This window comes from Mesorhizobium sp. M0052 (genome assembly GCF_040323255.1).
Lineage (GTDB): Bacteria > Pseudomonadota > Alphaproteobacteria > Rhizobiales > Rhizobiaceae > Mesorhizobium.
The window spans coordinates 1-25,766 of record NZ_JAMYUS010000009.1; the positions used below are offsets into that span (position 1 = coordinate 1).

Genomic DNA, 25,766 nt, shown 5'->3' on the forward strand with positions numbered 1-25,766 from the left:
CCGACTTGGGCCCCGCTTATTTGTGGGGGGGGGCCCGCTGGGCCCGCCCCCCCGGGGGGGGGCCCGCGCGCGGGGGTTTGCCCGTGCCCCAAAACCCCCGGGGCGCGGTTTGGCCCCGCGCCCCCCCTCGCCGAATTCCGCCTTCCCGTCGCGGCCCGTCAGTTGCTGGTGATGCTGACGGCGTCGCCCTCGACCAGCAGCGGCGGCGCATAACCCAACGGTTTGTCGCCGGTCACGGCGCCGCCGGTAACCCGGGCTTGTATGTCGGACCCGAAATAGGCGTACGGGAATGGCGGCGGTGTCTTGCTGACCGTATCCAGCCGCGCGCGAAGCTCGGCGGGTAAAGTGAAATCCAACGCCGCCAGATTGTCCTGCAACTGTGCCAGCTTGGTGGCGCCAAGAATCACGGTGGCGATGCCCGGTTGCGTTGCCACCCAGTTGAGCGCGACCTGCGCCATGCTGTGTCCGAGTTCGGCGGCCACTTTTTCGAGTTCCGCCACGATCGCCCAGTTGCGCTCGGTGAACTTCTGGAACCCCGGATGAGTGGTGTTGCGAAAGCCGTCGAGCCGGCCGACATGGCCGTCCTGCGTCGGCCGGTACTTGCCGCTGAGCAGCCCGCTGGCCAGCGGGCTCCACACCATGATTCCTGCGCCATGGCGGGTGCCGAAGGGCACGAACTCATTTTCGATCGAACGCTCCGCCAGCGAATATTCAAGCTGCAGGGCCGACACCGGCTCGTAGCCGCGCCACTCGGCGATCGTCTGCGCGCGGGCAGCATACCAGGCCGGCACATCGGACAGGCCGACATGGCGAATTTTGCCCGCACGCACGAGATCATCCGTCGTGCGCATGACCTCCTCGGCCGGCGTCAGCCCGTCCCAGACATGGAGGAGGTAGAGGTCGATATAGTCAGTGCCCAACCGCTTCAGCGAGGCGTCCACGGCGCGCAAGATGTTCTTGCGGCCATTGCCGCCGGCGTTCGGATTGCCGGGCTCCGCGTTGAAGGTGAATTTCGTGGCGATCACCGCTTTGTCGCGCAAGCCCCGCTCGGCGATGAATTCGCCGAGCCAGGTTTCGGCTGTGCCGCCGGTGTAGAGGTCGGCGGTGTCGAAGAAATTGCCGCCGGCCTCGACATAGGCGTCGACCATGGCGCGCGCGGTTTCCCTGTCCGCGCCCCAGCCCCATTCGGTGCCAAAGGTCATGGTGCCCAGTGCCAGCCGGCTGACGCGCAGGCCGCTGTTGCCCAGTGTGTAATAGCTCATGGTCATGGTGTTTTTCCTATCCTGATTTCTTGACGCCGGCTCACTGGCCAGGCGTCATCTTGACCCAGGGATTGCCGCGCTCATGCGTGGCGCGGAAAACGAAGCCGTCGACTTTCCAGCCGGTCCCGGAGCGAACCAGATGGTGCTCGTAGGTGCCCCAGACTTCCCACAGCGGGTCGCCATTGCCTTCCATCCGGTTCCAGGCATAGCCGTTCGAAGAGACGGTCGCCGCGTCCGCCTCAAAGATCACCTGGTGATTGGTGCGCAGATGCAGGCTGGTCTTGCTGCCCCTGAGGTTGCCGGCCCAGGTACCGATCAGATTGTCGGAGGGGATGGTGGCGGCAGGCTGTCCTGACAGGCTGCTGAAGTCGACGGTGACACGGTCGGCGAAATAGGAGCGGGCAAGCTTCCAGTCCTGCGCATCGACGGCACGGTCGATGGCATCGGCGATGCGGATGACGGCGCGTTCGTCGGCGAGCGCGCGCCAACCGGACGGCTCGGCGCCGCCGGCATCGACCGGCGCTAGGGCAAGGCCTGCGGCGAAGGTAGCGTGTTTCAAGGCATCCATCTCTCTTCTCCTTTGTGCATCGGTGATGGCAATATGGGTCAGCCTGTCGGCATCGAGAAGATTGAAGTGTTCGCAAGGACTATGCGATATCATGCATGAATGGACCGGGATCTGCTCAGTCATTTGCCTGTCATCGTCGCCGTTGCCCGACGCGGCGGCTTTGCGCTAGCTGCGGCCGAACTGGGCATGTCCCCATCCGCCGTCAGCCATGCGGTGCGCCTCGTGGAGGAGCGGATCGGCCAGCCGCTGTTTGCGCGCACCACGCGCAGCGTCTCGCTGACGGAAGCCGGCAAGGCGCTGGTGGAGACGGCAGCCCCTGCTCTCCAGGATATCGCCGACCGGATGGACCGTATCCGCGCCATCAAGGGCCGGCCCTCCGGCTTGCTCAGGTTGAACGTTCCCAACATCGCCGTTCCACTTGCCGTCACTCCCGTGGTCGCCGCGATGGCTGAACGCTATCCTGATGTGACCATCGAATTGCTCACCGATCAGGGGCTGGTGGACATTGTCGGCGAGGGTTTCGATGCCGGCATCCGGCTGGGCGAGATGATCGCACAGGACATGGTCACGGTCCGGCTGACGCCGCCATTCAACGCCGTGATCGTCGCCTCCCCCGCCTATGTCGGCCGGCATGGCCGTCCGCGCGGTGTGGCGGATCTTTCGGACCACAATTGCATCGACTACCGGCTTGTGCGCTCCGGCGCACTCTATCGCTGGGACCTGACCGAGGACGGCCAGGATGTCGTGGCCGAGACGAAGGGTACGGTCATCGTCACCGATTCGCTGGCCGCGATCGACCTTGCGCTTGCCGGCGTCGGGCTGACCTATGTGTTCGAGCCGCTGGTGCGCGCGGAATTGGCAGCCGGCCGCCTCGTTCAGATCCTGCCGCAAACGGCGATCGAGGAGCCCGGCCTCTTCCTCTACTTCCCGCGCCGGGCGTCGATGGCGCCAAAGCTCAGGGCCTTCATCGACACCGCACAAGAAATCGGCCGAGCATCCTTGCGGACACCCGGCCGAGTTGCCTGAGCTGAGAAGCCCCTTTTCAGGGGCTATTTTAAAACTACTTCTTCACCGCCGCCGCGACTTCCGCCGCGAAATCGGTCTCTTCCTTTTCGATGCCTTCGCCCAGCGCAAAGCGCAGATAGGCGGAGATCTTGGCCGGAGCGCCGATATCCTTCTCGGCATCCTTCAGCGCCTGCTCGACAGTGATGTCGGGATTGAGCACGAAGGCCTGCTTGAGGAGCACGACTTCCTCGTAGAACTTGCGCAGGCGGCCTTCGACCATCTTTTCGATGATCGCTTCCGGCTTGCCGGACTGGCGCGCCTGGTCGGCGAAGATCGCCTTCTCGCGCTCGACCGCTGCCGGATCGATCTGCTCGGCGGTCAACGCCAGCGGGTTGGTGGCGGCGACATGCATGGCGACCTTTCGGCCAAAGGCGTTCGCGGCATGCTCATTGCCCGTCGTCTCGATCGCGACCAGAACGCCGAGCTTGCCAAGACCATCGGCAACCGCATTGTGGACGTAGGTTGCGACAGCACCGTGCGGGACGGTGAGCTTGGCCGAACGGCGGAAGCTCATGTTCTCGCCAATGGTGCCAACGGCGTCCTTGATGGTGTCAGTGACCGACTTGTCCGAACCCGGATACTTTGCGGCAGAGACAGCCTCCGTCGTGCCATAAGCAAGCGCGACCTTGGCGACATTGCGAACGATCTCCTGGAACTGCTCGTTGCGGGCCACGAAATCGGTCTCGGAGTTAACCTCGACGATGGCGGCCTCGCGGACGCCGGAGTCGACGCCGATCAGGCCTTCGGCGGCAGTACGGCCAGCCTTCTTGTCGGCCTTGGAAATGCCCTTCTTGCGCAGCCAGTCGACGGCCTCTTCGATGTTGCCGTTGGTCTCGGTCAACGCCGCCTTGCAGTCCATCATGCCCGCGCCGGTCAAGTCGCGGAGTTCTTTGACCTGTGCAGCCGAAATGCTCATTGTCGCCTCTTTGTTTTAAATGCACCGACGCACCACCGGTACTCGGTGATGCGTCCGTCTAGCGTGCCAAATATGAGAATGATGAAGGCCGCAACCGGCCTTCGACTGTCAAGCTTCCGGAGCGTCCGCAGCCGGGGCCGGAGCCGGATCAAGCGCCGGTTCGACCGGAGCTTCGACCGAGGCGCCGATGTCGACGCCGAGCGCGCCCTGCTGGCGGGCGATGCCGTCGATGGCAGCCTTGGCGATCAGGTCGCAATAGAGCTGGATGGCGCGCGCCGCGTCGTCATTACCGGGGATCGGGAAGTCGATCTTGTCCGGATCGCAGTTCGAATCGATGATGGCAACGACCGGAATGCCGAGGCGCTTGGCCTCGAGAATGGCGATCGCTTCCTTGTTGGTGTCGATGACGAACATCAGGTCGGGCGTCGAGCCCATGTCCTTGATACCGCCGAGCGCCTTGTCGAGCTTCTCGCGCTCGCGGTCGAGGTTCAGGCGTTCCTTCTTGGTCAGGCCCTGGGCCTCGCCGGCCAGCATCTCGTCGAGCTTGCGCAGGCGCTGGATCGAATTCGAGATCGTCTTCCAGTTGGTCAGCATGCCGCCGAGCCAACGCGAATTGACATAATACTGGGCCGAACGCTGCGCCGCGTCGGCGACGATATCCGAAGCCTGGCGCTTGGTACCGACGAACAGCACGCGACCGCCCTTGGCAACGGTGTCGGAAACCTGCTTCAGAGCTTGGTGCAGCAAAGGCACCGTCTGCGACAGATCGATGATGTGGATGTTGTTGCGGGCGCCGTAGATGTAAGGCGCCATCTTCGGGTTCCAGCGGTGGGTCTGGTGGCCGAAGTGAATGCCAGCTTCCAAAAGCTGGCGCATGCTGAAATCAGGCAGTGCCATTCTTAGTTCCTTTTCCGGTTAGCCTCCACGGACACAGGCATTTTTGGACTTTGTCCTCGAACGCCACCGGAGGTTTCAGCCGGATTTCTCCCGGGCAGACACCAAAGTCCGTGTGTGGAATGAGCGCGCATATAGAGGGGAAGCGCTGCAAACGCAAGCGGTGAGGTGCTTCATCGCTCAGCGTGCGGCAATCAGCGCTCCGGTGCCGATCATGGCGCTGCCGGCGAACCGGTTAATCAGCCGCATGCGTTCGGGCGTCCTGAACCAGCCGGATGCCCTGCCCGCCAGCGCGGCGTAGATGCCCATGGTGAGAATATTGGCGCCGACGACGACTGCCACCACCAGCAGGCCGTCGGCAAACGTCATGGTGTCGAGGTTGAGGATCAGCGGCATGATCGAGGCGTGGAACAGGATCGCCTTCGGGTTGCCGAGCGCCACGGAGGCGCCAAGCAGGAACGACCGCGACAATCCGGTTTGGGGGATTCCTTGCGCGGCCGATTGCGCGGCCGCGGCCCGCCACATCTTGATGCCGAGGAAAATCAGGTAGGCCGCACCGGCGTATTTCAACAGGAGAAACACCCATTCGAAGGTCTGGGCCAGCGCCACCAGCCCGAGCAGTGCCAGGGTGACCAGCACGGCATCGCCGGCGGCAATGCCCATTCCGGCGACGAACGCACGCAGGAAGCCGCGTGCCACGCCGTTGGTGATCACCGTGAACATCGCCGGTCCCGGCGTGGCGGCGGCAAGTGTGATGGCAATGCAATAAGCCAGGAATGCCGTTAGCGTCACGATCGGCCCTTTCCGTTGGGTACCCGTACGCGCCTGAAGATCGCAACGATCTCCTCGCGGCTGCATTCGATGGCGCCGAGCCGCACCGCCCGGTCGCGCTCGAAGCCTGTTATGTCATAGTGCGGCGCCGATGTCCTGGGCGGCCCTTGGTAGGACGAACGCTTGACGCCAAGCTCGGCGGCGAAACGATGCAGTTCGTCCGTATCGTCGGCCATCAGGTGGCACCAGCGATGGCCGGCCCATTTCCAGATCGCCGCATCGACATAGACCGCCATCGGGAACTGCCATCAAGCCTGCCGTGGCCAGCGCCGCATTGTTGCTATTTCGAGACCGGGCAAGGCTTGGTCTGATCGAACAGCGACAGGTTGACCAGCTTTCCGGTCATCGAGAACTCGCCATAGTCCATTGTGAGGTCGCGGGTGATGCCGTTCTCGTGCAGCTTGAAGCTGATGCGGTATTCCGGCACCTCTTCGCCCGATTTGTCGGTCTCGTCGAAATAGGCGATGTCGACCGGCCAGTATTTGTCGCCTGCAAGCTTGGCCAGCGCCGGCGCTTCGGGGTCGGCCTTGTCGCCCTCGGCCTTCTTGCCGACGATGACGGTGGTGGTCATCACCTTGTTGGCATCCTCCGAACCGTCGAACAGGCTGGTTTCGTAGAAATTCTCGCCCTTCTCGGCCTTGCCGATCAGTTCGACCAGATGCTGGGTCGGGAACTGAGTGGCGGCGAGTTCCAGGCTGTTCTTCTCGGGCTTGTCGATGTCGACCTTGAGGCCCTTGGTCTCTTTCGTGGCGGTGCCCTTGACCTCCTTGTCGAGGTTCTGGTCGACGAAGGATTTGGTCACGAACGAGAAGGTCTTGCCTTCGGCGTCCTCGAACGTGGTCGTCTGCTGGTCGGTCAGCCTGGTGTTGTCGCCGGTGGCGATCTGGGTGACGAAACGGAATTTTACCGTATAGCCCTCGCAGGGCGAGCCGTTGAACTCATAGACCATGCGGCCGGAAATGCCGGTGATGCCCGAGCGGTCCGACGCCTTGTCGAGGGTAAGATCGTAGACGGCGCGATGCGCCTGCAGCGCCGGCACGGCAAAGGCTGGAGCCATCGAGAACAGCACCGGAACGAGAACGGCGTGGAAGGCAAGGCGCGTTGCGCGCATAAGGGGCTCCGATCGTCGCAGCTGATGGCAGGCCGCAGGTAAAGATGGTCCAGCTTAAAAAAAGTCGTGGCGGAAGCGAGGCAAAAATAGCAATTTCGGCCCGGCCAGCGCGGCGTCTCCAAGCAATAGGGAAATACGATGAGTGAAACAATCGAAAAGCGGCTAAGCGATCTCGGCGTGACGATACCTGCCGCCGCAGCGCCCGCCGCGAACTATGTGCCCTATTGCAGGTCCGGCAATCTTTTGTTCACCGCCGGGCAGTTGCCGCTCAAGGACGGCAAGCTGCAGGTAAGCGGCCTGCTCGGCCGCGACGTCGACACGGCAACCGGCAAGGAAGGCGCAAAGTACTGTGCAATCAACATCTTGGCGCAGGCAAAAGCAGCACTTGGCGATCTCGAAAAAATCCAGCGGCTAGTCAAGATCACCGTCTTTGTTGCATCAGTGCCGGATTTCGTCGAGCAGCATCTGGTCGCCAATGGCGCCTCCGATTTCCTGGTCGCGGCCCTTGGCGAGCGCGGCAAGCATGCCCGCTCCGCCGTAGGCACCGCCTGTCTGCCGCTTAATGCCGCAGTGGAAATCGAAGCCGTCTTCGAGGTCGCATGAGCAGGACCAAGACAATGACCGACCTTTCCTGGCTGACCGCCCGCCCGGTGGCGCATCGCGGCTTTCACGACATGAACAAGACGCGCTGGGAAAACACGCTGTCGGCCTTCGCTGCTGCCGCCGAGCGCGGCTATGCGATCGAATGCGACGTGCATTTGTCGTCCGACCGCGTCCCCATCATCATTCATGACGGCGATCTCAGGCGGTTGACCGGCCAGGACGGCTTCGTCTGGCAGCGCACGGCAGCGGAACTGGCGGCGCTCAGGATCGGCGGCACCAAGGACCATGTGCCGACACTGCAAGAAGCGCTCGACCTGGTCGACGGCCGTGTGCCGATGGTTGTCGAACTGAAGGGTGTGCCCGGTTACGACGAGGGCTTGGTGGCAAGCGTCGGCAAGATGCTGGAGCGCTACAAGGGCAAGGCGGCGATCATGTCGTTCGACCACTGGCTGGTCCGCGACTTCCCCAAGGATGCGCCTGCCATTCCGGGTGGGCTGACCGCCTACGGCAGGGACAATCAGTTGATCGAGGCGCATTTTGCCATGCTGGCACATGACCTCGCCTTCACCTCCTATGCCGCGGGCGATCTGCCGAACCCGTTCGTCAGCTTCGTGCGCGAAAGGCTTAAAATGCCTGTCATCACCTGGACGGTGCATGACCAGCCGGCGGTGGATCTCACCTTCAAATACGCCGACCAGATGACGTTCGAAGGGTTCGAACCCGATCTGGTCAATGTCGCCTGATGGAAGTGCCTGAAACGTGACTTGTAGCGGCCCCGACAGAGCTTAAATAAGCCCCATGGATCAGGGTGATGAAGGTGACGGGCAAACGGCGAATGCGGAGTTTTCCATCCGCGTTGCCGCCGGCATCAATGCCTTCACCTGCGACGAGTGGAACGGCTTTACCGGCACAACCCGCAGCGACACAGAAAATGGCTATAACCCTCTCGTTTCATATGCTTTTCTGAGCGCGCTTGAAGATTCCGGCTGCGCCGTGCGGCGTACCGGCTGGCAAGGTCATCATCTCAGACTGGAAAATGCCCAAGGCAGATTGCTGGGCGCCGTGCCCTGCTATCTCAAATCGCACAGCCAGGGCGAATATGTCTTCGACCACGGCTGGTCCGATGCGTTCGAACGCGCCGGCGGCAACTACTATCCGAAACTGCAATGCGCCGTGCCGTTCTCTCCGGTCACCGGCCCTCGCCTGCTGGTCAGCAAAGGCGAGGACAGCGCCATTGTGAAGGCCGGTCTCGCAGCGGGCCTGAAGGCGGTGACGGAAAAGCTCGGCGTGTCGTCCGCGCATGTCACCTTCGCCAGTGAAAGCGACGTTGCAACGCTGGAAGCAGCCGGCTTCCTGCACCGCACCGACCAGCAGTTCCACTTCTTCAACGAAGGCTTTTCGACCTATGACGATTTCCTCGCCACGCTGGCATCGCGCAAGCGCAAGGCGATGAAGAAGGAGCGGCGCGAGGCGCTCGCCAACGATATCTCGATCGACCGGCTGACCGGCAAGGACCTGACCGAAAGGGCCTGGGACGATTTCTTCGCCTTCTATATGGATACCGGCAGCCGCAAATGGGGCCGGCCCTATCTCAACCGCAAGTTCTTCTCGCTGATCGGCGAGCGCATGTCCCAGGATATCCTGTTGGTAATGGCCAAGCGCAATGGCCGCTATGTCGCCGGCGCCATCAACTTCATCGGCTCCGATGCGCTCTACGGCCGCAATTGGGGCTGCATCGAGGACCACCCGTTCCTGCATTTCGAAGTTTGCTACCATCAGGCCATCGACTTCGCCATCGAGCGTAAGCTGAAGGTGGTCGAGGCCGGCGCGCAGGGTGAGCACAAGCTGGCGCGCGGCTATCGTCCCGTGACCATGCATTCGGCGCACTACATCGCACATCCCGGCCTGCGCAATGCTGTGGCCGACTATCTCCGGCGGGAACGCCGCGAGGTCGAGCGGATGGGCGAAATCCTGGAAGAGCATACGCCGTTCCGCAAGGATCTTGAGGAATAGCGATCCGCCCCTGCCCTCGCCTGACCATCTTACCTGACCATCTTACCTGACCATCTTACCTGACCATCTTGCCGGTCCGGGACAGCTTCGCTACACCGGGAGCATACTCCCGGAGCGCCGCCATGACCGAGGCCTACGACCCCAGCAATATCTTCGCAAAGATCCTGCGCGGCGAAATCCCCTCGCACCGCATCTACGAGGATGATGCCGTGGTCGCCTTCATGGATGTGATGCCGCAAGGCCCCGGTCACACGCTGGTAGTGCCCAAAGCACCGTCGCGCAATCTGCTCGATGCCGATCCCGCGACGCTCGGCCGGCTGTTCACCACGGTCCAAACGGTCGCGCTGGCGGTCAAAAAGGCTTTCGGCGCTGACGGGGTCACCATCCTGCAGTTCAACGAACCGGCGTCCGGCCAGACCGTCTACCACCTACATGTCCATGTCATCCCGCGGTTCGAAGGCATCGCGCTCAAGCCGCATACGGGGCAGATGGAGAAGCCCGAAGTGCTGACGGAGAACGCGGCGAAGATCCGAGCAGCGCTGAACGGTTGAGGTGGCGCGCGCCTCAGGGAGATGCGCTCAGCCACAATCCACCACGTCGGTTAGGAAAATATCAAACCACGCCGTGATAACGTGCTCCGTACCGGGATGCGTTTGGGTTTTCAAAATCGTGGAACATTCGGTTGCGACATCAGAGCCGTTGGTAAAAGCAGCTGCCGGGCGGGCCTTTCTGCGCACCTTGGCGGACGCGTACCGGCGACACCGCCTGCTGCACGCGATGGCCATCGCTGCCCTGCTTTTGGCAGCCGCGGTCGGCCTGCGCACCGGAAACATGCCGGATTTCGGCGTGCTGGAAGACTATTCCCAATACCTTCTTTTCGCTTTCTGGATCGGTGGCTGCGCCTTCGCACTCGGCAGCTTTTTTCACCTTGCACTCATCAAGCGGGATCCTGAGCCGCTCGGCACTTTCCTGCGATCGATCGGCGGCGTCTTCGGCGACGCCGAGCGCAACGCCAACAGCCTGAATGGTCTGGCCGCGTGCATTGCGCTCATATCCGCTTTCGGTGTGTTGAAAGGCGCGGTCGCGATCCTTTCGCCATTCGCATGGGATCACGCATTGGCTCAGGCCGACCGGGTGCTGCATTTCGGCCGAGCGCCCCATGAATGGCTATGGTTTATCGTCCAGTCGCCGCTCGCCGTAAGATCGTTCAACCTGGCTTACAATTCCTGGTTCGTCGTCCTTATCGCCTCGGTCTTCATCGCTTGCATCACGCGCAGGGACACGAAGCTGCGTCACCAGTTCCTGATGAGCTTCATGCTCGTGTGGATACTGGCGGGTTTTTTCCTGGCGATGGGCCTGTCTTCGGCAGGGCCGTGCTTTTACGAGCGACTGGGGCTGGGCAGCGACTATCATTCCCTGATGCAAGCACTCGCCGCCGCCGATCGCATCTATCCGATCTGGGCGCTCAGCACGCAGGACATTGTGTGGAGCGGCTATATCGGGGCGACGCCAGGCAGTCTCGGCATATCCGCCTTCCCGTCCATGCATGTGGCGATGGCGGTGCTTTTCGCGCTTTATGCAACACGCCGCTCACGGTTGGCCGGCCTTTTGATGTGGGCATTCGCCGCAATCATCATGGTCGGCTCGGTCGTCCTTGGCTGGCATTATGCCGTGGATGGCTATGCGAGCGTTCTGATTTCGATCGCCATCTGGAAGGCGTGCGGGTACTTCCTGGGCAAGTTTGCACCCGAGGGCGTCGCCGCCTGACCTAACAACATCTGACCTGAAAAGCAGGGGCGCTGTGTCGGCAAACCGGCCAGCCAATGAAAAAAGGGCCCGTCACCGGGCCCTTTTTTCATAGGCGAACTTTTTAGCTCTTGCGCGGCAGTTGCGGCACCAGGCTGCGCTTGCCGCCATCCTTGCCCTTGGGCTCAGGCTCGTCCTTGCCCTTGGGCTGAGGCTTCTGCGCCACCGCCTTCTTGGCGACGGGCTTCTTGGCCACCGCCTTGCGGGCTTTCGGCGCCTCTTCCGGCTCCTGCTTCGGCTGCACCGGGGCTTCGTCGGCCAGTGATTCGAGCTTCAGGCCGGTTTCGCCGGTTTCCTTCTTCTCGACGGTGACGCGCACCGTGCCGCCCTTCTTGAGCTTGCCGAACAGCACCTCGTCGGCCAACGGCTTCTTGATGTGCTCCTGGATGACCCGGCCGAGCGGCCGCGCACCCATGCGCTCATCATAGCCCTTGTCGGCCAGCCAGGCGATCGCGTCGGACGACAGGTCGAAGGTGACGCCCCGCTCGGAGAGCTGGGCCTCGAGCTGCATGACGAACTTCTGCACCACCTGATGGATGACCGGCACCGGCAGCGAACCGAACGGGATGATCGCATCGAGACGGTTGCGGAACTCCGGCGTGAACAACCGGTTGATGGCCTCGACATCGTCGCCTTCGCGCTTGGTCGATCCGAAACCGATCGCCGCGCGCTGGGCATCGGATGCGCCCGCATTGGTGGTCATGATAAGGATGACATTGCGGAAGTCGATCTGCTTGCCGTTGTGGTCGGTCAGCTTGCCGTGGTCCATGACCTGCAACAGGATGTTGAACAGGTCCGGATGCGCCTTCTCGACTTCATCCAGCAAGAGCACGCAGTGCGGATGCTGGTCGACCCCGTCGGTAAGCAGACCGCCCTGGTCGAAGCCGACATAGCCGGGAGGCGCGCCGATCAACCGCGAGACGGTGTGGCGTTCCATATATTCCGACATGTCGAAGCGGATCAGCTCGACGCCGAGCGAGGCAGCCAACTGCTTGGCGACTTCGGTCTTGCCGACGCCGGTCGGGCCTGAGAACAGGTAGGAGCCGATCGGCTTTTCCGGTTCGCGCAGGCCGGCACGTGCCAGCTTGATCGCCGAGGTCAGCGCGGTGATGGCGGTGTCCTGGCCATAGACGACGCGCTTCAGCTCGATGTCGAGGCCTTGCAGCACCTTCTCGTCGTCTGCCGAAACCGTCTTCGGCGGGATGCGGGCCATCGTGGCGATGGTGGCTTCGATCTCCTTGATGCCGATCGTCTTCTTGCGCTTGGCTTCCGGCACCAGCATCTGCGAGGCGCCCGTCTCGTCGATCACGTCGATCGCCTTGTCCGGCAGCTTGCGGTCGTTGATGTAGCGGGCCGACAGTTCCACCGAAGCCTTGATCGCCTCGTTGGTGAACTTCACCTTGTGGAATTCCTCATAATAGGGCTTGAGGCCCTTCATGATCTCGATGGCATCCTCGATGGTCGGCTCGTTGACGTCGATCTTCTGGAAGCGCCGCACCAGGGCGCGGTCCTTCTCGAAGAACTGGCGGAACTCCTTGTAAGTGGTCGAGCCGATGCAGCGGATGGCACCCGAAGACAGCGCCGGCTTCAACAGGTTCGACGCATCCATCGCGCCGCCGGACGTGGCGCCGGCGCCGATGACGGTGTGGATCTCGTCGATGAACAGCACGGCGCCGGGATAATCCTCTAGCTCCTTGACAACCTGCTTCAGCCGCTCTTCGAAATCGCCACGGTAGCGGGTGCCGGCCAGAAGCGTGCCCATGTCGAGCGCGAAGATGGTGGCGTCCTGCAGCACTTCGGGCACGTCGCCTTCGACGATGCGCTTGGCCAGACCTTCGGCAATCGCCGTCTTGCCGACGCCGGGATCGCCGACATAGAGCGGGTTGTTCTTAGAGCGGCGGCACAGCACCTGGATGGTGCGGTTGATTTCGCTCTCGCGGCCGATCAGCGGATCGATCTTGCCGGCCTTGGCCTTGTTGTTGAGGTTGACGCAATAAGCCGTCAGCGCATCCTGCTGCTGCTTCTTCTTGCCGCCTTCCTCCTGCGGCTCGGCGCCGTTCTGGCCGCCCTGCTCGTCATCGGCGCCGCGCGGCGAGCGCGTCTCCGATGCGCCGGGGCGCTTGGCGATGCCGTGCGAGATGTAGTTGACCGCGTCGTAGCGGGTCATCTGCTGTTCCTGCAGGAAATAAGCGGCATGGCTCTCGCGCTCGGCAAAGATGGCGACGAGCACGTTGGCGCCGGACACTTCCTCGCGGCCGGATGACTGCACATGGATCACGGCGCGCTGGATGACGCGCTGGAAGCCGGCGGTCGGCTTGGAATCCTCATCGTAACCGGTGACCAGATTGTCGAGTTCGGTGTCGATATAGGTCAGAACGGTGTGCTTCAGCTCGTCGAGATCGACGTTGCAGGCGCGCATAACGGCGGCCGCCTCGGTGTCGTCGATGAGGGCGAGCAGCAGATGTTCTAGGGTTGCATATTCATGGTGCCGCTCATTGGCGAGCGTCAGCGCCTGGTGAAGCGCCTTTTCCAGGCCTTGGGAGAAAGCCGGCATGTTACCTCACTTCTTCTCCATCACGCATTGCAGCGGATGCTGATTCTGTCGGGCGAAATCCATGACCTGAGACACTTTGGTCTCGGCCACCTCGAATGTATAGACCCCGCACTCGCCCACCCCATGATTGTGAACATGAAGCATGATGCGTGTGGCGGCTTCGCGGTCCTTTTGAAAAAAACGCTCCAGGACGTGAACCACGAACTCCATGGGCGTGTAGTCGTCGTTGAGGATGAGGACCCTGTAAAGGCTGGGCTTCTTGGTCTTGGTCTTGGTGCGCGTAATGACGGCTGTGCCGCGACCGGCCTCATTGCCGTCGCCGTCACTTTGCATCCGCACCACGCTTGTCGTGGCAGTCAAACCTGAAGTCACGTAATCCTGCCTCTTTCGAATCCCCATGGCGAGTTCGATATGTAGGTGTTCGATGGACGATTTTAAGCCCTTCTTGTTAGCTGACAATATGGCTAGGTGGGCAAACCGAGGCGATTTTCAAAATCGTGAACCGCCAAAGCCCCGGAATTGAAACCGGCATGAAAAAACCCGGCCGCGCATCCGCGACCGGGTCTGTTTTGCAAGCCCGAAAGGCCGTGCCTGGTATTCTCGAGCGAAATTACTTCGCCTTGGCGACAATTGATTCGAAGGGCTTGTAAGCCTCCTTGGCGAGATCGGCATAGAGATCGCCGAACTTGGTCGCCTCGGCAACGAAGCTCTCATAGCTCTGCTTGGCGAAGTCGGACTGGATCTCGACCGCCTTTTCCAGCGACTTGGCGGAGAACAGCTTTTCGACCGCGGCGCTGCCGGCTTCGAAGCTCTTCTTGGTGTATTCGCCAGCTTCGGTGGCGATCGCCTGCGCGCCCTTGGAGAGCGAGGTGAAGCTCTTCAATCCGGTATCGGCAAACTCCTTGCCGTATTTCGAGAAGTCCTCGTAGGTCTGGGTCATTTGACGTTTCCCTTGGCGTTTTGAAGCGCCCTTGCCTGAGCGCGGTTGTGCAATGCACGAGAATATATTGTGCGCTGCACAAAAGTCAAGATTTCAGCGGCATCAGGCCGCGCTGCGCCGGCAACAGCTAAAATTCGAATAAAGAAAGGCTCAAGCCCGAGGAAAATGGTGAACGCGCCGGTTACCATAAACGGATTGGTAACGCTGGCCGCGATAGTTTGACGACAAGTGAGGTCGGATCCCTTTGCCGCCTCCAGGGCAATGAGTTTCAAAGGAACTATCAGTGCGTCAGGCGTTGTCGGTCTTCGGTTCAAAATCCGCATCTTCCCTCAAAACGATCATGATCCTCGCTTTGGCGATGTCATTTGTCGTTGCGGATGCCGCGTCCTCGATGGCCGCCAGGTCTTCGGCGATCGTCGTCGATGCCAAGACCGGCAAGGTGCTTTATTCGTCCGACGCCAACGGCCGGCGCTACCCGGCGTCGCTGACCAAGATGATGACGCTCTATCTGACCTTCGAGGCCATGGCGAAGGGCCGGATCAGCAGGAACACGCCCGTGCCGTTCTCGGCCAAAGCGGCGGCCGAACCGCCGACCAAGCTCGGCGTCAAGGCGGGCGGAGCGGTTTCGGTCGAGACCGCCATCCTGTCGATGGTGACCAAGTCGGCCAATGATTCGGCGACCGCGCTCGGCGAACTGCTCGGCGGCAGCGAAAGCAATTTTGCCCGCATGATGACCGCCAAGGCGCGCGCGCTCGGCATGGACGGCACCGTGTTTCGCAATGCCAACGGCCTGCCCGATCCCGGCCAGTTCACAACCGCCCACGACATGGCGATGCTCGGCATAGCGCTCAGGGAACATTATCCGCAGTATTACGGCTATTTCTCGCAGCGCTCCTTCCTTTACGGCCGCCAGCGCATCAATGGCCACAACCGTCTGCTCGGCCGCATCAAGGGCGTCGACGGCATCAAGACCGGCTATACCCGCGCCTCCGGCTTCAACCTCGTCTCGTCGGTTTCGGATGGCAACCGCCGCCTCGTCGCCGTCGTCATGGGCGGCACTTCGGGGCGCAGCCGCGACAACCAGATGGCCGGCCTGATCAACGCCTACATGCCGCGCGCATCGACCCGCGGCGGCGGCGCCCTGGTCGCCAAGGCCGGCGGCGACAATCCGGTCAAGGCGCTGGCCAAGGTCTTCCTGCCCAAGCATGACGCGCCGACGCCGGATGGCAAGCCGATCGTTGAAGACGATGCCGTAGCGTCCAATGATGATCCGACATCCGCTGACGAGCAGTCTGCTGAAGGCCAGTCTGCCGACGAACAGACGGTGGCCGCGGTCGAAGAGCCCGCCCCCGTCGTCAAGACCAGGAAGGTCAAGACCGTCATCGTGACGGCGCCGAAGGTCGAAACTGCGCAGATTGTGGCTGCCTATGCCGAACCCACGCCTGTATCCCCACAGGCGGTCGACCCGGTCAACACGGCCTCGGTGCCGGCTGGTTGGGCGGTGCAGGTGGCGTCGTCGCCCAAGCAGTCCGAAGCCCAGGCTTTCCTCGACAAGACCGCCAAGCTGGCGCCCAAAGTTCTTGGGGCTGCTTCCGGTTTCACCGTCGCCTTCGAAAAGGATGGCGAGACCTATTACCGCGCCCGGTTCGGCGGCTTCCGCTCGAAGGACGCGGCCTGGAATGCCTGCAATGCCCTGAAGAAAAAGAAAATCGCCTGCTACGCCGTCCAACAGTAGGGCGGCGTCGAACCATCTCCCGGAAATTTACTGCGTCGAAGGAGACTAGTTGTGATTGGAGAGCAAGACGTCCTTGGCTTCGTTGATCCGCGCCGCCAGGAAAGACGTGCCGCCGATGTCGGGGTGCAGGCGCTGCATCAGGCGGCGGTGCGCCTTGCGGACATCCGCCGCGGCGGCCCCCGCTTCAAGACCAAGGATCTTGTAGGCCTCCTCCTTAGTCATGGCGCCCGCACCTGGCGCAACACCCAGCCCTTCGCCACCGTTCGCCTCAGCGTCTTTGCGCCAGACGGGAAAACGGCCGTCAAGATACGTCTCTAGGAGCTGGCGGCTCTCCGGGTCGCCGGGGAGTTCGCGGTAAAGCTGCTGCAGCTCGGCCAGGCCCATCGCGCCCAGCATCTTGCCTTCATGGCGGCCGGCCAGAACCAGGCCTTCAAGCCCGCCCGTATCGTGATCAAGCTCCATTTCCAGTGCGGCGGTCCGCACCGTCGAGCGCTTGCCGGGCGCCGGCCCGACCGACGGCCGCTTCATTCGCATCGAACCGTACCAGGCAAGGGCCGCGGCCAGAATGAGGCCGGCAATGCCTTCGCGCCCGACCACCAGCACGGCGAGCCCGACCAGCGCCAGAAGCACCGGCCCGAGCGTGCGCATGCCGCTTGCCAGTTTTTGCGCATCGGCGCGGACAAAGATCGTCGCCGCGCCGAGCAGCACCAGAAACAGTGCAACAAGTGCAATGATAGCGCCCATCAATTCCCGCCGCCCCTGAGATGCTCGATCAGCAGCCGGTCTCCCGGCCTGTCCCTTGCCTCGAGCGCCTTCAATCCGCCGGTCGCATAGACGGCAACCGCCGAAAGCAGCCCGGCCAAGGTCGCGGCAGCCCGCCGATCAAATCGGAACCAAGCCCCTTTGGACAGCCGCGCAATCTCCTTGAACGCCCTTTCTGCGCCGGAATCATGACCTTCCTGGAAGACGAAGACGGGAACGCCGTGCAGGCCGAGGCTGCCGGCCTTCTGCGCCAGGTCGTCGATATCCTCTTCCATGGCGTCGCCGATATAAACCAGAGCGTTGACCTTGGCCGCCGCCGTTTCCTTTAGCGCATGCGCCAGCACCTTGCCGATCTGGGTGTGGCCGGCACGGCAGTCGATCCGCGTCATCAGCTGCTTCAGGGCATCAGTATCGGCGACAAAAGCCGACGAGCGGCACTCGCCCAACCCGCGAAAATAGGCCAGTTGGACGCTGAGAGTTCCGGCCTTGCCGACGGCGTCGAACATTTCGCCCTGCAGCTTGGTGGCGAGATCCCAGGTCGGCTGGCGGCTCATCGTGGCGTCGAGCGCAAGGATCAGCCGCCCGGAGCCGGTCGCGGACGCGGCAAGCGTCCGGGCCTGACGGATGAAGGCGTCGATCTCGCCGGCATTGGATTGAGGCTTGACCGGCGCAGGACTGGCCCTTGCGGGCACGCGCTGCTTCTTGTCGCTCATAAGAAGCAAGATGTGGCGTTGTCGGGCCCCTTGCAAGTCCAGCCTTGGACAAGATGAAGGGCCAGCGCTCGACGCTCTGGGAGAAGCGGCCGCGCCCTTGGCTCTACAGCAAGCCCAGATCGGCGAGCTCGCGCTTCAGTTTCGGCGGCATCTCGACCATTCCGGCCTTGCCCTTGCCGATATCGGCGGGCGCATCCGAAGGTCTGAGATAACGCCAGCCCTGGAAGGCGCGGCGCGGCTGCCAGTCGGTGCGCACGACGTCGAGGTCGAGCATCAGGCGGCAACGGCCGATGCCTTCGTCGTCGGTGAAGGGCCTGATATCAGTGATCAGCTGGCGGCATTGCACGCTGCCCTTGATCACCCAATAAAGCGAACCCCCATCGGTCACCTCGGCGCCGCGCGCCGGCACCATGCGGGTGGTGTGCCAGTGCTCGGCGGGTTCGCCGGCGCGGCGGCGCTCATCGACGCGAAAGGCGATCCATTCTTCGAGGTCCTCGACGCTGTCGCAACCGACGCACAGTTTTAGGAGATTGAGTGCCATCGCTTAAGGTTTAGTCCGGCGCGCGATTGCGTCAACGGCCCTGCCCGACTTCTCCACAGTGCCAGTGGCGTTGCGCGGTCAGCATTCCACGACATTGACGGCGAGCCCACCAAGGCTGGTTTCCTTGTACTTCTCGTTCATGTCGAGGCCCGTCTGGCGCATGGTTTCGATAGCGGCGTCGAGCGGCACGAAATGCACGCCGTCGCCCTTGATCGCCAGAGAGGCGGCGGTGACCGCCTTGACGGCGCCGAGCGCATTGCGCTCGATGCAAGGCACCTGGACCAGGCCGCCGACCGGATCGCAAGTCATGCCGAGATGATGTTCGAGCGCGATTTCGGCGGCGTTCTCGACCTGCTCGGGCGTGCCGCCCATGACGGCGCAGAGACCGGCGGCAGCCATCGCCGAGGCCGAACCGACCTCGCCCTGGCAGCCGACCTCGGCGCCGGAGATCGAGGCATTGGTCTTGATGATGCCGCCGACGGCGGCGGCCGTGAGCAGGAAGTCGCGGATGCTCGGCTGGTCGGCCTCGGGGTGGAAATGCAGCCAGTAACGCAGCACCGCCGGCAATGTGCCGGCCGCGCCATTGGTCGGCGCGGTGACGACGCGTCCACCGGCGGCGTTCTCTTCGTTCACCGCCATGGCGTAGATCGACAGCCAGTCATTGGCCAGCAAAGGGTTGGGCTTGTTCTGCTGCCATTGCTCATGCAGCTTGTCGTGCAGCATGCGGGCACGACGGCGCACTTTCAGCCCGCCCGGCATGATGCCGTCCTGCGACAGGCCGCGGTCGATGCAGCCCTTCATGGCGCCCCAGATCGCATCAAGGCCGCTGTCGAGCTCCTCGCGCGACATATGCGTCTCTTCATTGATGCGCTTCATGTCGGCGATAGACAGGCCGCTTTTGCCTGCCATCTTCAGCATCTCGACGGCGTTCTTGAAGGGATAGGGCACCTTCTTGCCTTCTGTGGTCACCGAGCCCTTCACCTTCATCCGCTGCAGCTCTTCCTCGGACACCACGAAGCCGCCGCCGATGGAATAGTAGATGCGCTTGAGCAGCAGCCGGCCGCCGGCATCGTAAGCGTAGAAGGCCATGCCGTTGGCGTGGCCGGTGAGCGGCGTCTTGCGGTCGAGCACCAGATCCGTCGCCGGGTCGAAGCGATAGGAGGGATGGCCGCGTGGCGATATCCGCTTCTCGGCGGCGATGCGCGTGGCGATTCCCTCGGCCTGGTCGGGATCGACCGTCTGCGGTGTCAGGCCAGCAAGTCCGAGGACAACGGCGCGATCCGAGCCATGGCCGATACCGGTATAGGCGAGCGAGCCGTGCAGGCTGGCGCCAATGCGATCGACCTTGACGCCGGCCGGGCGCGGCCAGTCATCGCCGGCGATCTCGTCGAGAAACCGCCGCGCCGCTGTCATCGGTCCCATCGTGTGCGAACTCGACGGTCCGATGCCGATCTTGAACAAGTCGAAAACCGAAAGAAACACGCTGCGCCGTCTCCGGGAATGGGATCAAGACCTACATATAGGACTTTCCATGATGTTTGTGCTGTTTTGCGGATTGCGGCGCTGCACCTGCCGACCTTGTTTGCTCCGGCAGCGACATCCCCGGCTGAAAGCGCGTCGCGCTGAAACGGGTTCATGCGACGCGCTTTAAGTTCTTGTTTTAATGCATGTGGTTGTCCCAGAACCGCAGCTCACTTCTGGGCGACATGCTTTGGAGCATCGAACTGACCGCTTTGCCTGTGGTAAAAGGGGGCATGGGCGATTCCTTCCATCTGTCGACGGCTGATCTGGCGGCGCTGGCTTTTTTCCTGCTTGCATGGTTGCTGCATACGCTGGCGTCCGACGGCAGACTGGTCAGCCGGGTGTCGTTGACGATGGCCATGAACGTGCAGCGCGAGGCCTGGATGCGCACCATGGCCGAGCGCGAAATCCGCATCGTCGACACCGCCATCATGAGCGGCCTGCAGCAAGGCACCGCCTTTTTCGCCTCCAGTTCGCTGATTGCGCTCGGTGGCTGTTTCGCGCTGCTTGGCGCCTCGGATCAGGTCCTTGCCGTGCTGAACGACCTGCCGTTGAACGCGACCTCATCGCGCTCCGCCTTCCAGATCAAGGTCTTTGGCCTGGTGCTGATCCTGGCCTTCGCCTTCTTCAAGTTCGGCTGGGCCTACCGTCTCTTCAACTACTGCACGATCCTGATCGGCGCGGTGCCGATCCCCTATGGCGAGGCGTCACGCAACCCGGTCAGCGAAACGGCGGTGTGGCGCGCGGCGCGCATGAACATGCTGGCCGGCAAGCACTTCAATTCAGGGCTGCGCGCGGTGTTCTTCTCGATCGGCTATCTCGGCTGGTTCGTCGACCCGATCGTGTTCGTGCTGTCGACGCTGCTGCTTCTGGCGGTGCTGGTGCGGCGTCAGTTCTTTTCCGCCGCAAGGCAAGCGGTGATCGGTCAGCCGCCCGGGCCGGGGAAAAGCTGGTCGATCCGGCCCGATAGCCAATAGGCGGCGAGCCCGATCCATTCGCGGATCGCCATGGTCGTGGTCTGCAGCGAATCGGGTGCGTTGTCGCGAAACAGGCCAAAGCCTTCATTGCCCGAGGTGCGATAGTCGACAGGCCACGGGACCGTCTGAAAGCCGGCCTTGTCGAACAGTGCCTTGGCGCGCGGCATGTGGAAGGCGGAGGTCACCAGCAGCCAGGTCTCGCCCGGTTTCGGCGTTACTAGTTCCTTGGTGAAGACGGCATTCTCATAGGTGTTGCGGGATTTGTTCTCGAGCATCAGGCGGTCCGCGTCGACGCCAAGCGCACCGAGCAGGCGCGGCGCGGTGGCCGCATCGCCCTCGCCATCGATGAACAGTTCACCGGTGCCGCCCGAGATAACCACTTTCGCCTCGGGAAAGTGCCGGGCAAGGATCGCCGTCTCGACCATGCGGTCGCCGCCGGAATTCAGCTCATAGCCACCGCGCGCCAGATTGATGGCGCCCTCGAAACCGCCGCCGAGCACGACGATGCCGTCGACCTTCCGCGGCAGCGGCGGCTTTGGGAAGCGCTCTTCGAGCGGATTGAGCATCATGGCGCCAAGCAAGGTCCAGGCCGACAGCGCCAGAATGAGGAAGGCGAACACACTGCCCGTCGCCGCCGATCGCCGGCGGCCGATCAGCGCCGCGAGCAAGCCGGCAAACAGCAGGAAGATCGCCAGGTTGAGTGGTTGGACGAAGAACCAGAAGATCTTGGAGAGATAGAAGAACATTGCCTGCCTATCTCCAGCTCAAATTGTGACGGCCGATGAAGTGCTCGACCGCACTCGCCACCGCTTCCGCTTCGATGCGGCTTAACTCCCTGCCGAAAACAAGGACGCCGTTCGCGTTGGTCAAGCTGATGACTTCCGACAGTTCCACTTCGTCCGTGGGATAGGTGTGGTCGAGGATTTCGACCCTAAGATGCCCTTTCAAAGGCAGTGACCACCGATTTCGCAAAGAACCCCTCACCGAGCGCACGGCTGCGGTGTCGGTCAGCCGCAGGGTTTCCCTGCCGAACACCCGCCAGATGAAATCCTTGCCCAGGAAATAGGTGAAGAGGGCAATGACCGCCACGAAGGACAGCAGGCCGAGCGTGCCGCTGGTGAGCGTTGCGGACGACATATCTGTCAATCCCATGTAGCCGGTGTAGGCGACGATCGCGGCCCCGATCAGGACAAAGACTGTCCTGAAATCCGAGGTGCGTGGCGGGTTCGTGATCAGCAGTTCGTTTCCCGTCTCGACGATGGAAATGCGAGACGGAGGCGGCATGCTACCACCACTTCTCCGGCTGGAAGGTTCCCGCCGCCTGCTCGATGACGGCGGCTGTCTGGAACAGGGTTTCCTCGTCGAAGGGACGGCCAATCAGCTGCAGGCCGAGCGGCAGGCCCTTGGCATCGAGGCCGGCAGGCACGGCAATGCCCGGCAGTCCGGCCATGTTCACGGTCACCGTGAAAATGTCGTTGAGGTACATTTTGACCGGATCGGCGGCCATGTCCTCGTCAGCGATGCCGAAGGCGGCCGACGGCGTCGCCGGCGTCAGGATGACGTCGACGCCGTCGGCAAAAACCGTCTCGAAGTCGCGCTTGATCAAATTGCGCACCTTCTGCGCCTGCAGATAGTAGGCATCGTAATAGCCTGCCGACAGCACATAGGTGCCGATCATGATGCGACGCTTGACCTCCCGACCGAACCCGGCGGCTCGGGTCTTTTCGTACATGTCGACAATGTCCTGGCCCGGCACGCGCAGGCCGTAGCGGACGCCGTCATAGCGCGCCAGATTGGATGACGCTTCGGCGGGCGCAACGATATAATAAGCCGGCAAAGCATATTTGGTGTGCGGCAGCGAAATGTCGACGATCTCGGCGCCGGCATCCCTGAGACAGGCAATGCCCTTCTGCCACAGCGCCTCGATCTCTTCCGGCATGCCGTCGACGCGGTATTCCCGGGGAATGCCGACCTTCATGCCCCTGATCGGTTTGCCGATCGCCGCCTCGTAATCCGGCACCGGCCGGTCGACGGAAGTGGTGTCCTTGGCGTCGACCGAGGCCATGGACTTCAGCATGATCGCGGCATCGCGCACGTCCCGGGCGATCGGGCCGGCCTGATCGAGCGACGAAGCGAAGGCGACGATGCCCCAGCGCGAGCAGCGACCATAGGTCGGCTTGATGCCGACGGTGCCGGTGAAGGCGGCTGGCTGGCGGATCGAGCCGCCGGTGTCGGTGGCGGTGGCGCCGGCGCACAGGAAAGCCGAGACGGCGGAAGCCGAGCCCCCCGACGAGCCCCCCGGCACCAGTTGGGCATTGTCCAGCGTGCGCGCGGTCTTGGTGCCGCCGGCCGAAACGAAACCGCCATCGCCCTGATGCGTGGTCGGCATCACCACCGTGTCGAGGCGCGAACGCCGCCACGGATTGACGACAGGGCCGTAATAGGAGGTCTCGTTGGACGAGCCCATGGCGAACTCGTCCATGTTAAGCTTGCCCAGCATGACGGCGCCGTCTGCCCACAAATTGGCGGTGACGGTCGATTCGTAGCGCGGCTTGAAGCCGTCGAGCACATGGCTGCAGGCCTGGGTGTGGACACCTTCGGTCCCGAACAGATCCTTGATGCCGAGCGGGATGCCCTCCAGCGCACCGCCCTCGCCCTTGGCGAGCCTGGCGTCGGAAGCTTTGGCCATATCGCGCGCCTTGTCGCCGGTGACGACGATGTAGGCATTGAGCACCGGATTGGCGCGCTCGATGGCACCGAGATAGGCCTCGGTGATTTCGACGGCAGAAATCTCCTTGGCGCGCAGCTTGGCGCGCGCCTGCGAAATTGTCAGATGGGTCAGTTCGCTCATCAAAGGCTCTTTTCGTAAAACACCGACCACTCGGAATCGGGATAATCCAGCACCGGCCCGCAGCGCGAGAAGCCGGCGCGTTCATAGACGGTCCAGGCGGCGGGATGGCGGTCGCCGGTTTCCAGCACCAGACGCTTCAGCCCTTCGCTGCGCGCTAGCGTTTCGACATGTTCGACGATCTTGGCGCCGATCTTCCTGCCCCGATGCGAAGGCCGCGTGTACATACGCTTGACCTCACCGACGCGGGCATCATGGCGCTTCAGCGCGCCGCAGCCGATGGCTTGCCCGTCGTCGCGGGCGATAAAGACGGTGGTGTCGTCGCCAGCCATCTGCTCGACCGTCAGATGGTAGCAATGCTCCGGCGGCGTCAGTTCGAGCAGAGCCGCGTTGAGCTCCTCGACCAAAGCGCGGACATCGTCCTGCAGCGGCGTTTCGATCGCGATCTCGATTGTCATCGGCCGCCTACTCCACGACCTTCGGCACGAGGAAGAAATTCTCGTCAGTGGCCGGCGCATTGGCGACGATATCGGCGGCCTTGTTGCCGTCGGTGACGATGTCTTGGCGCTTCTTCATCTCCATCGGCGTCACCGATGTCATCGGCTCGACGCCGGAGGCATCAATCTCGTTCAGCTGCTCGACAAAGCCCAGAATGGCGTTCAGCTCGCCGGTCATGCGCTCGGCATCCTCCTCGCTCACCGCAATGCGGGCGAGACGCGCGACGCGCTTCACAGTTTGCAGATCAACGGACATGTCTTTAGCCTTTGGGAAAACCAGATGGCGCTATAGCGGCGTGGCGCGTTCCGCGCAACATCGATCGTGCTTGGGGATAGAGCCCGTTCATGCCAGGGCGGCATTTCAGCCTAGGGCAGCGATACACCCTCGCACAGATAATAGCTGCCGCCATTGCCGGCCTGCTCGCCTTCGTCGGCGGTCGGGCGCACCGAGACGATGTCGATTTGGGTCGCGTTCATCTGCGTGATCGACAGTATATCGGGAAAGAGAAAGCCCGGCTCCTGGCAGATGGCAGTGACCGCCCAGCTCGGCGAGCGCGTCGCCTTGGTGACCTGGACGAACTCGCAATTATACTCGACGCTTTGCAGGCCGTCCGCCGACAAGATGACATTGCCGGTGTCAATCAGCGTCTGCAGCGTGTCCTTCTTGGCTTGCGCGCAAAGCTCCTGGGTCTGGAGGTAAACGCCCTTGATGAAGTCCTCGGCGGCGGATGCGGGCGACGCCGCAACCAGCATCGAAACGCAAAGAGTCTCTCTCAAACCCATGGTTTAATTCCCCTTTGCGACAAGGGATCGTTTCAACGATCGCTCTATAGTGTGATCGTTTGGCCGATGGCTGGCAAGGCTACGTCGACACCTGATCCTTCAAGGCCGGCCACGAACTTCTCCGCCGTCGCGTCGATGATCGGGAAGGTGCCGAAATGGCAGGGAACGACCGTGTCGAAGTGGAAGAAGCGCCGGCAGGCCAGGGCCGCCACCGCGCCGCCCATGGTGAAGCGGTCGCCGACCGGCACGAGGCCGATCTTCGGCTCATGCAGTTCCTCGATCAGCGCCATATCGGAGAAGATGTCGGTGTCGCCCATATGGTAGAGCGTCTTGTCCTCCGGGAAATGCAGGACCAGCCCGTTGGGATTGCCGAGGTAGACGTTCTGGCCGCCATCGAGCCCAAACGACGAGGAATGCAGTGCCTGCACGAAGGTGGTGGTGAAGGCACCGCAATCGACGGTGCCGCCATGATTGCCGGGATTGATCTTCTTGCCGTCGACGCCCTTGCCGACCAGGTACATGCAGATCTCGTAATTGGCGACCAGCTGGGCGCCGCTCTTCTTCAGCACCTCCACCGCGCCGCTGACATGGTCACTGTGGCCGTGGGTCAAAAGCACATGGGTGACGCCTTCCGCCGGCCCCTCCCAGCCGCTCGTCCATGATGGGTTGCCGACGAGATAGGGGTCGATCAGGATGGTCGCGCCTGATGTCTCGACGCGGAAGGCGGAATGTCCGTACCAGGTCAATTTCATCGATCGTGTTCCTCGATTTTGGTTGCGCCGGAAGATAGAACGCCGGCAGCAAAATTAAAGTGACATAGTGTGCT

30 protein-coding genes are annotated in these 25,766 nt (G+C 62.6%); 8 read left to right on the forward strand and 22 right to left on the reverse strand.

Annotated elements, in window-relative coordinates; all coding sequences use genetic code 11:
- Nucleotides 1–158: 158 nt before the first annotated feature.
- Complete coding sequence (locus tag NKJ77_RS13790; protein ID WP_023724378.1) at nucleotides 159–1,268, reverse strand: aldo/keto reductase; 1,110 nt, start codon at nucleotides 1,266–1,268, stop codon at nucleotides 159–161.
- A 34-nt stretch (nucleotides 1,269–1,302) separates the two neighbouring features.
- Nucleotides 1,303–1,830, reverse strand: coding sequence for a nuclear transport factor 2 family protein (locus tag NKJ77_RS13795; protein WP_023671025.1), 528 nt, complete (start codon nucleotides 1,828–1,830; stop codon nucleotides 1,303–1,305).
- 99 nt (nucleotides 1,831–1,929) lie between these two features.
- On the opposite strand from NKJ77_RS13795, the gene NKJ77_RS13800 reads away from it, so the two are divergent.
- Nucleotides 1,930–2,856 (forward strand): LysR family transcriptional regulator, encoded by a 927-nt coding sequence (locus tag NKJ77_RS13800; protein ID WP_023832082.1) that lies wholly within the window; start codon nucleotides 1,930–1,932, stop codon nucleotides 2,854–2,856.
- Between the two features lie 34 nt (nucleotides 2,857–2,890).
- On the opposite strand, the gene tsf is transcribed toward NKJ77_RS13800, so the two are convergent.
- The 5 genes from tsf to NKJ77_RS13825 all read right to left on the reverse strand — a co-directional run bounded on the left by tsf (nucleotide 2,891) and on the right by NKJ77_RS13825 (nucleotide 6,647).
- A complete protein-coding gene (gene tsf / locus NKJ77_RS13805; protein WP_023724376.1) occupies nucleotides 2,891–3,811 on the reverse strand; it encodes a translation elongation factor Ts in 921 nt (306 codons plus the stop codon).
- A gap of 108 nt (nucleotides 3,812–3,919) precedes the next feature.
- On the reverse strand, nucleotides 3,920–4,708 hold the full coding sequence (gene rpsB / locus NKJ77_RS13810; protein WP_023671022.1) for a 30S ribosomal protein S2: 789 nt from the start codon (nucleotides 4,706–4,708) through the stop codon (nucleotides 3,920–3,922).
- A gap of 177 nt (nucleotides 4,709–4,885) precedes the next feature.
- On the reverse strand, nucleotides 4,886–5,497 hold the full coding sequence (locus NKJ77_RS13815) for a LysE family translocator (RefSeq protein WP_023832081.1): 612 nt from the start codon (nucleotides 5,495–5,497) through the stop codon (nucleotides 4,886–4,888).
- The gene (locus tag NKJ77_RS13820; RefSeq protein WP_023671020.1) at nucleotides 5,494–5,772 is read right to left on the reverse strand and encodes a DUF4031 domain-containing protein; all 279 of its coding nucleotides are present in this window, start codon (nucleotides 5,770–5,772) and stop codon (nucleotides 5,494–5,496) included. The genes NKJ77_RS13815 and NKJ77_RS13820 overlap by 4 nt, the downstream gene beginning before the upstream one ends.
- A 44-nt stretch (nucleotides 5,773–5,816) precedes the next feature.
- Nucleotides 5,817–6,647 carry a cell envelope integrity EipB family protein gene (locus tag NKJ77_RS13825; RefSeq protein WP_023671019.1) on the reverse strand — a complete coding sequence of 277 codons (831 nt, stop codon included), beginning with the start codon at nucleotides 6,645–6,647 and terminating at the stop codon, nucleotides 5,817–5,819.
- 138 nt (nucleotides 6,648–6,785) lie between these two features.
- Here NKJ77_RS13825 and NKJ77_RS13830 point away from each other — a divergent pair, with 138 nt between their 5' ends.
- The 5 genes from NKJ77_RS13830 to NKJ77_RS13850 all read left to right on the forward strand — a co-directional run bounded on the left by NKJ77_RS13830 (nucleotide 6,786) and on the right by NKJ77_RS13850 (nucleotide 11,030).
- On the forward strand, nucleotides 6,786–7,250 hold the full coding sequence (locus NKJ77_RS13830) for a RidA family protein (protein ID WP_023832080.1): 465 nt from the start codon (nucleotides 6,786–6,788) through the stop codon (nucleotides 7,248–7,250).
- Between the two features lie 14 nt (nucleotides 7,251–7,264).
- Nucleotides 7,265–7,993 (forward strand): glycerophosphodiester phosphodiesterase, encoded by a 729-nt coding sequence (locus NKJ77_RS13835; RefSeq protein ID WP_352535345.1) that lies wholly within the window; start codon nucleotides 7,265–7,267, stop codon nucleotides 7,991–7,993.
- Between the two features lie 55 nt (nucleotides 7,994–8,048).
- On the forward strand, nucleotides 8,049–9,263 hold the full coding sequence (locus tag NKJ77_RS13840; protein WP_023693439.1) for a GNAT family N-acetyltransferase: 1,215 nt from the start codon (nucleotides 8,049–8,051) through the stop codon (nucleotides 9,261–9,263).
- Nucleotides 9,264–9,385: 122 nt separating this feature from the next.
- Nucleotides 9,386–9,814 (forward strand): HIT family protein, encoded by a 429-nt coding sequence (locus tag NKJ77_RS13845; RefSeq protein ID WP_023684683.1) that lies wholly within the window; start codon nucleotides 9,386–9,388, stop codon nucleotides 9,812–9,814.
- A gap of 1 nt (nucleotide 9,815) precedes the next feature.
- Complete coding sequence (locus tag NKJ77_RS13850) at nucleotides 9,816–11,030, forward strand: phosphatase PAP2 family protein (RefSeq protein ID WP_352535346.1); 1,215 nt, start codon at nucleotides 9,816–9,818, stop codon at nucleotides 11,028–11,030.
- Between the two features lie 103 nt (nucleotides 11,031–11,133).
- On the opposite strand, the gene clpA is transcribed toward NKJ77_RS13850, so the two are convergent.
- The 4 genes from clpA to NKJ77_RS13870 all read right to left on the reverse strand — a co-directional run bounded on the left by clpA (nucleotide 11,134) and on the right by NKJ77_RS13870 (nucleotide 14,835).
- A complete protein-coding gene (gene clpA / locus NKJ77_RS13855; protein ID WP_023671013.1) occupies nucleotides 11,134–13,623 on the reverse strand; it encodes an ATP-dependent Clp protease ATP-binding subunit ClpA in 2,490 nt (829 codons plus the stop codon).
- Nucleotides 13,624–13,629: 6 nt separating this feature from the next.
- Nucleotides 13,630–13,956, reverse strand: a complete 327-nt coding sequence (gene clpS / locus NKJ77_RS13860; RefSeq protein ID WP_023671012.1) for an ATP-dependent Clp protease adapter ClpS — start codon at nucleotides 13,954–13,956, stop codon at nucleotides 13,630–13,632.
- Nucleotides 13,957–14,233: 277 nt separating this feature from the next.
- Complete coding sequence (locus NKJ77_RS13865) at nucleotides 14,234–14,563, reverse strand: phasin family protein (protein ID WP_023671011.1); 330 nt, start codon at nucleotides 14,561–14,563, stop codon at nucleotides 14,234–14,236.
- Nucleotides 14,560–14,835: a hypothetical protein gene (locus NKJ77_RS13870; RefSeq protein WP_023726657.1), complete on the reverse strand. Its 276-nt coding sequence runs from the start codon at nucleotides 14,833–14,835 to the stop codon at nucleotides 14,560–14,562. Before NKJ77_RS13870 ends, NKJ77_RS13865 begins: the two co-directional genes overlap by 4 nt.
- Nucleotides 14,836–14,903: 68 nt before the next feature.
- Between NKJ77_RS13870 and NKJ77_RS13875 the strand changes: the two genes are divergently transcribed.
- Nucleotides 14,904–16,298, forward strand: coding sequence for an SPOR domain-containing protein (locus tag NKJ77_RS13875; protein WP_373420149.1), 1,395 nt, complete (start codon nucleotides 14,904–14,906; stop codon nucleotides 16,296–16,298).
- A gap of 45 nt (nucleotides 16,299–16,343) precedes the next feature.
- On the opposite strand, the gene NKJ77_RS13880 is transcribed toward NKJ77_RS13875, so the two are convergent.
- The 4 genes from NKJ77_RS13880 to NKJ77_RS13895 form a co-directional block, all read right to left on the reverse strand.
- Nucleotides 16,344–17,042: a DnaJ domain-containing protein gene (locus tag NKJ77_RS13880; RefSeq protein ID WP_023700739.1), complete on the reverse strand. Its 699-nt coding sequence runs from the start codon at nucleotides 17,040–17,042 to the stop codon at nucleotides 16,344–16,346.
- Complete coding sequence (locus NKJ77_RS13885; protein ID WP_023832078.1) at nucleotides 17,042–17,773, reverse strand: hypothetical protein; 732 nt, start codon at nucleotides 17,771–17,773, stop codon at nucleotides 17,042–17,044. The genes NKJ77_RS13880 and NKJ77_RS13885 overlap by 1 nt, the downstream gene beginning before the upstream one ends.
- A gap of 103 nt (nucleotides 17,774–17,876) precedes the next feature.
- On the reverse strand, nucleotides 17,877–18,314 hold the full coding sequence (locus NKJ77_RS13890; protein ID WP_352535347.1) for a DUF1489 family protein: 438 nt from the start codon (nucleotides 18,312–18,314) through the stop codon (nucleotides 17,877–17,879).
- A gap of 78 nt (nucleotides 18,315–18,392) precedes the next feature.
- Nucleotides 18,393–19,796 (reverse strand): L-serine ammonia-lyase, encoded by a 1,404-nt coding sequence (locus NKJ77_RS13895; protein WP_352535348.1) that lies wholly within the window; start codon nucleotides 19,794–19,796, stop codon nucleotides 18,393–18,395.
- Between the two features lie 272 nt (nucleotides 19,797–20,068).
- Between NKJ77_RS13895 and NKJ77_RS13900 the strand changes: the two genes are divergently transcribed.
- Nucleotides 20,069–20,812 (forward strand): DUF599 domain-containing protein, encoded by a 744-nt coding sequence (locus NKJ77_RS13900; RefSeq protein WP_023671004.1) that lies wholly within the window; start codon nucleotides 20,069–20,071, stop codon nucleotides 20,810–20,812.
- Here the strand turns inward: NKJ77_RS13900 and NKJ77_RS13905 are convergent.
- The 7 genes from NKJ77_RS13905 to NKJ77_RS13935 all read right to left on the reverse strand — a co-directional run bounded on the left by NKJ77_RS13905 (nucleotide 20,761) and on the right by NKJ77_RS13935 (nucleotide 25,692).
- Nucleotides 20,761–21,558 carry a YdcF family protein gene (locus NKJ77_RS13905; RefSeq protein ID WP_023742451.1) on the reverse strand — a complete coding sequence of 266 codons (798 nt, stop codon included), beginning with the start codon at nucleotides 21,556–21,558 and terminating at the stop codon, nucleotides 20,761–20,763. The genes NKJ77_RS13900 and NKJ77_RS13905 overlap by 52 nt on opposite strands.
- Before the next feature lie 7 nt (nucleotides 21,559–21,565).
- Nucleotides 21,566–22,096, reverse strand: coding sequence for a hypothetical protein (locus NKJ77_RS13910; protein ID WP_023742452.1), 531 nt, complete (start codon nucleotides 22,094–22,096; stop codon nucleotides 21,566–21,568).
- 1 nt (nucleotide 22,097) lies between these two features.
- Nucleotides 22,098–23,663: an amidase gene (locus tag NKJ77_RS13915; RefSeq protein ID WP_352535349.1), complete on the reverse strand. Its 1,566-nt coding sequence runs from the start codon at nucleotides 23,661–23,663 to the stop codon at nucleotides 22,098–22,100.
- On the reverse strand, nucleotides 23,663–24,118 hold the full coding sequence (locus NKJ77_RS13920; RefSeq protein WP_352535350.1) for a GNAT family N-acetyltransferase: 456 nt from the start codon (nucleotides 24,116–24,118) through the stop codon (nucleotides 23,663–23,665). The genes NKJ77_RS13915 and NKJ77_RS13920 overlap by 1 nt, the downstream gene beginning before the upstream one ends.
- 7 nt (nucleotides 24,119–24,125) lie before the next feature.
- Entirely contained in the window at nucleotides 24,126–24,413 is a 288-nt protein-coding gene (gene gatC / locus NKJ77_RS13925) for an Asp-tRNA(Asn)/Glu-tRNA(Gln) amidotransferase subunit GatC (protein ID WP_352535351.1), read from the reverse strand.
- 110 nt (nucleotides 24,414–24,523) lie between these two features.
- Nucleotides 24,524–24,940: a hypothetical protein gene (locus NKJ77_RS13930; protein WP_023670998.1), complete on the reverse strand. Its 417-nt coding sequence runs from the start codon at nucleotides 24,938–24,940 to the stop codon at nucleotides 24,524–24,526.
- Between the two features lie 44 nt (nucleotides 24,941–24,984).
- Nucleotides 24,985–25,692: a metal-dependent hydrolase gene (locus NKJ77_RS13935; protein ID WP_023684673.1), complete on the reverse strand. Its 708-nt coding sequence runs from the start codon at nucleotides 25,690–25,692 to the stop codon at nucleotides 24,985–24,987.
- Between the last annotated feature and the right edge of the window lie 74 nt (nucleotides 25,693–25,766).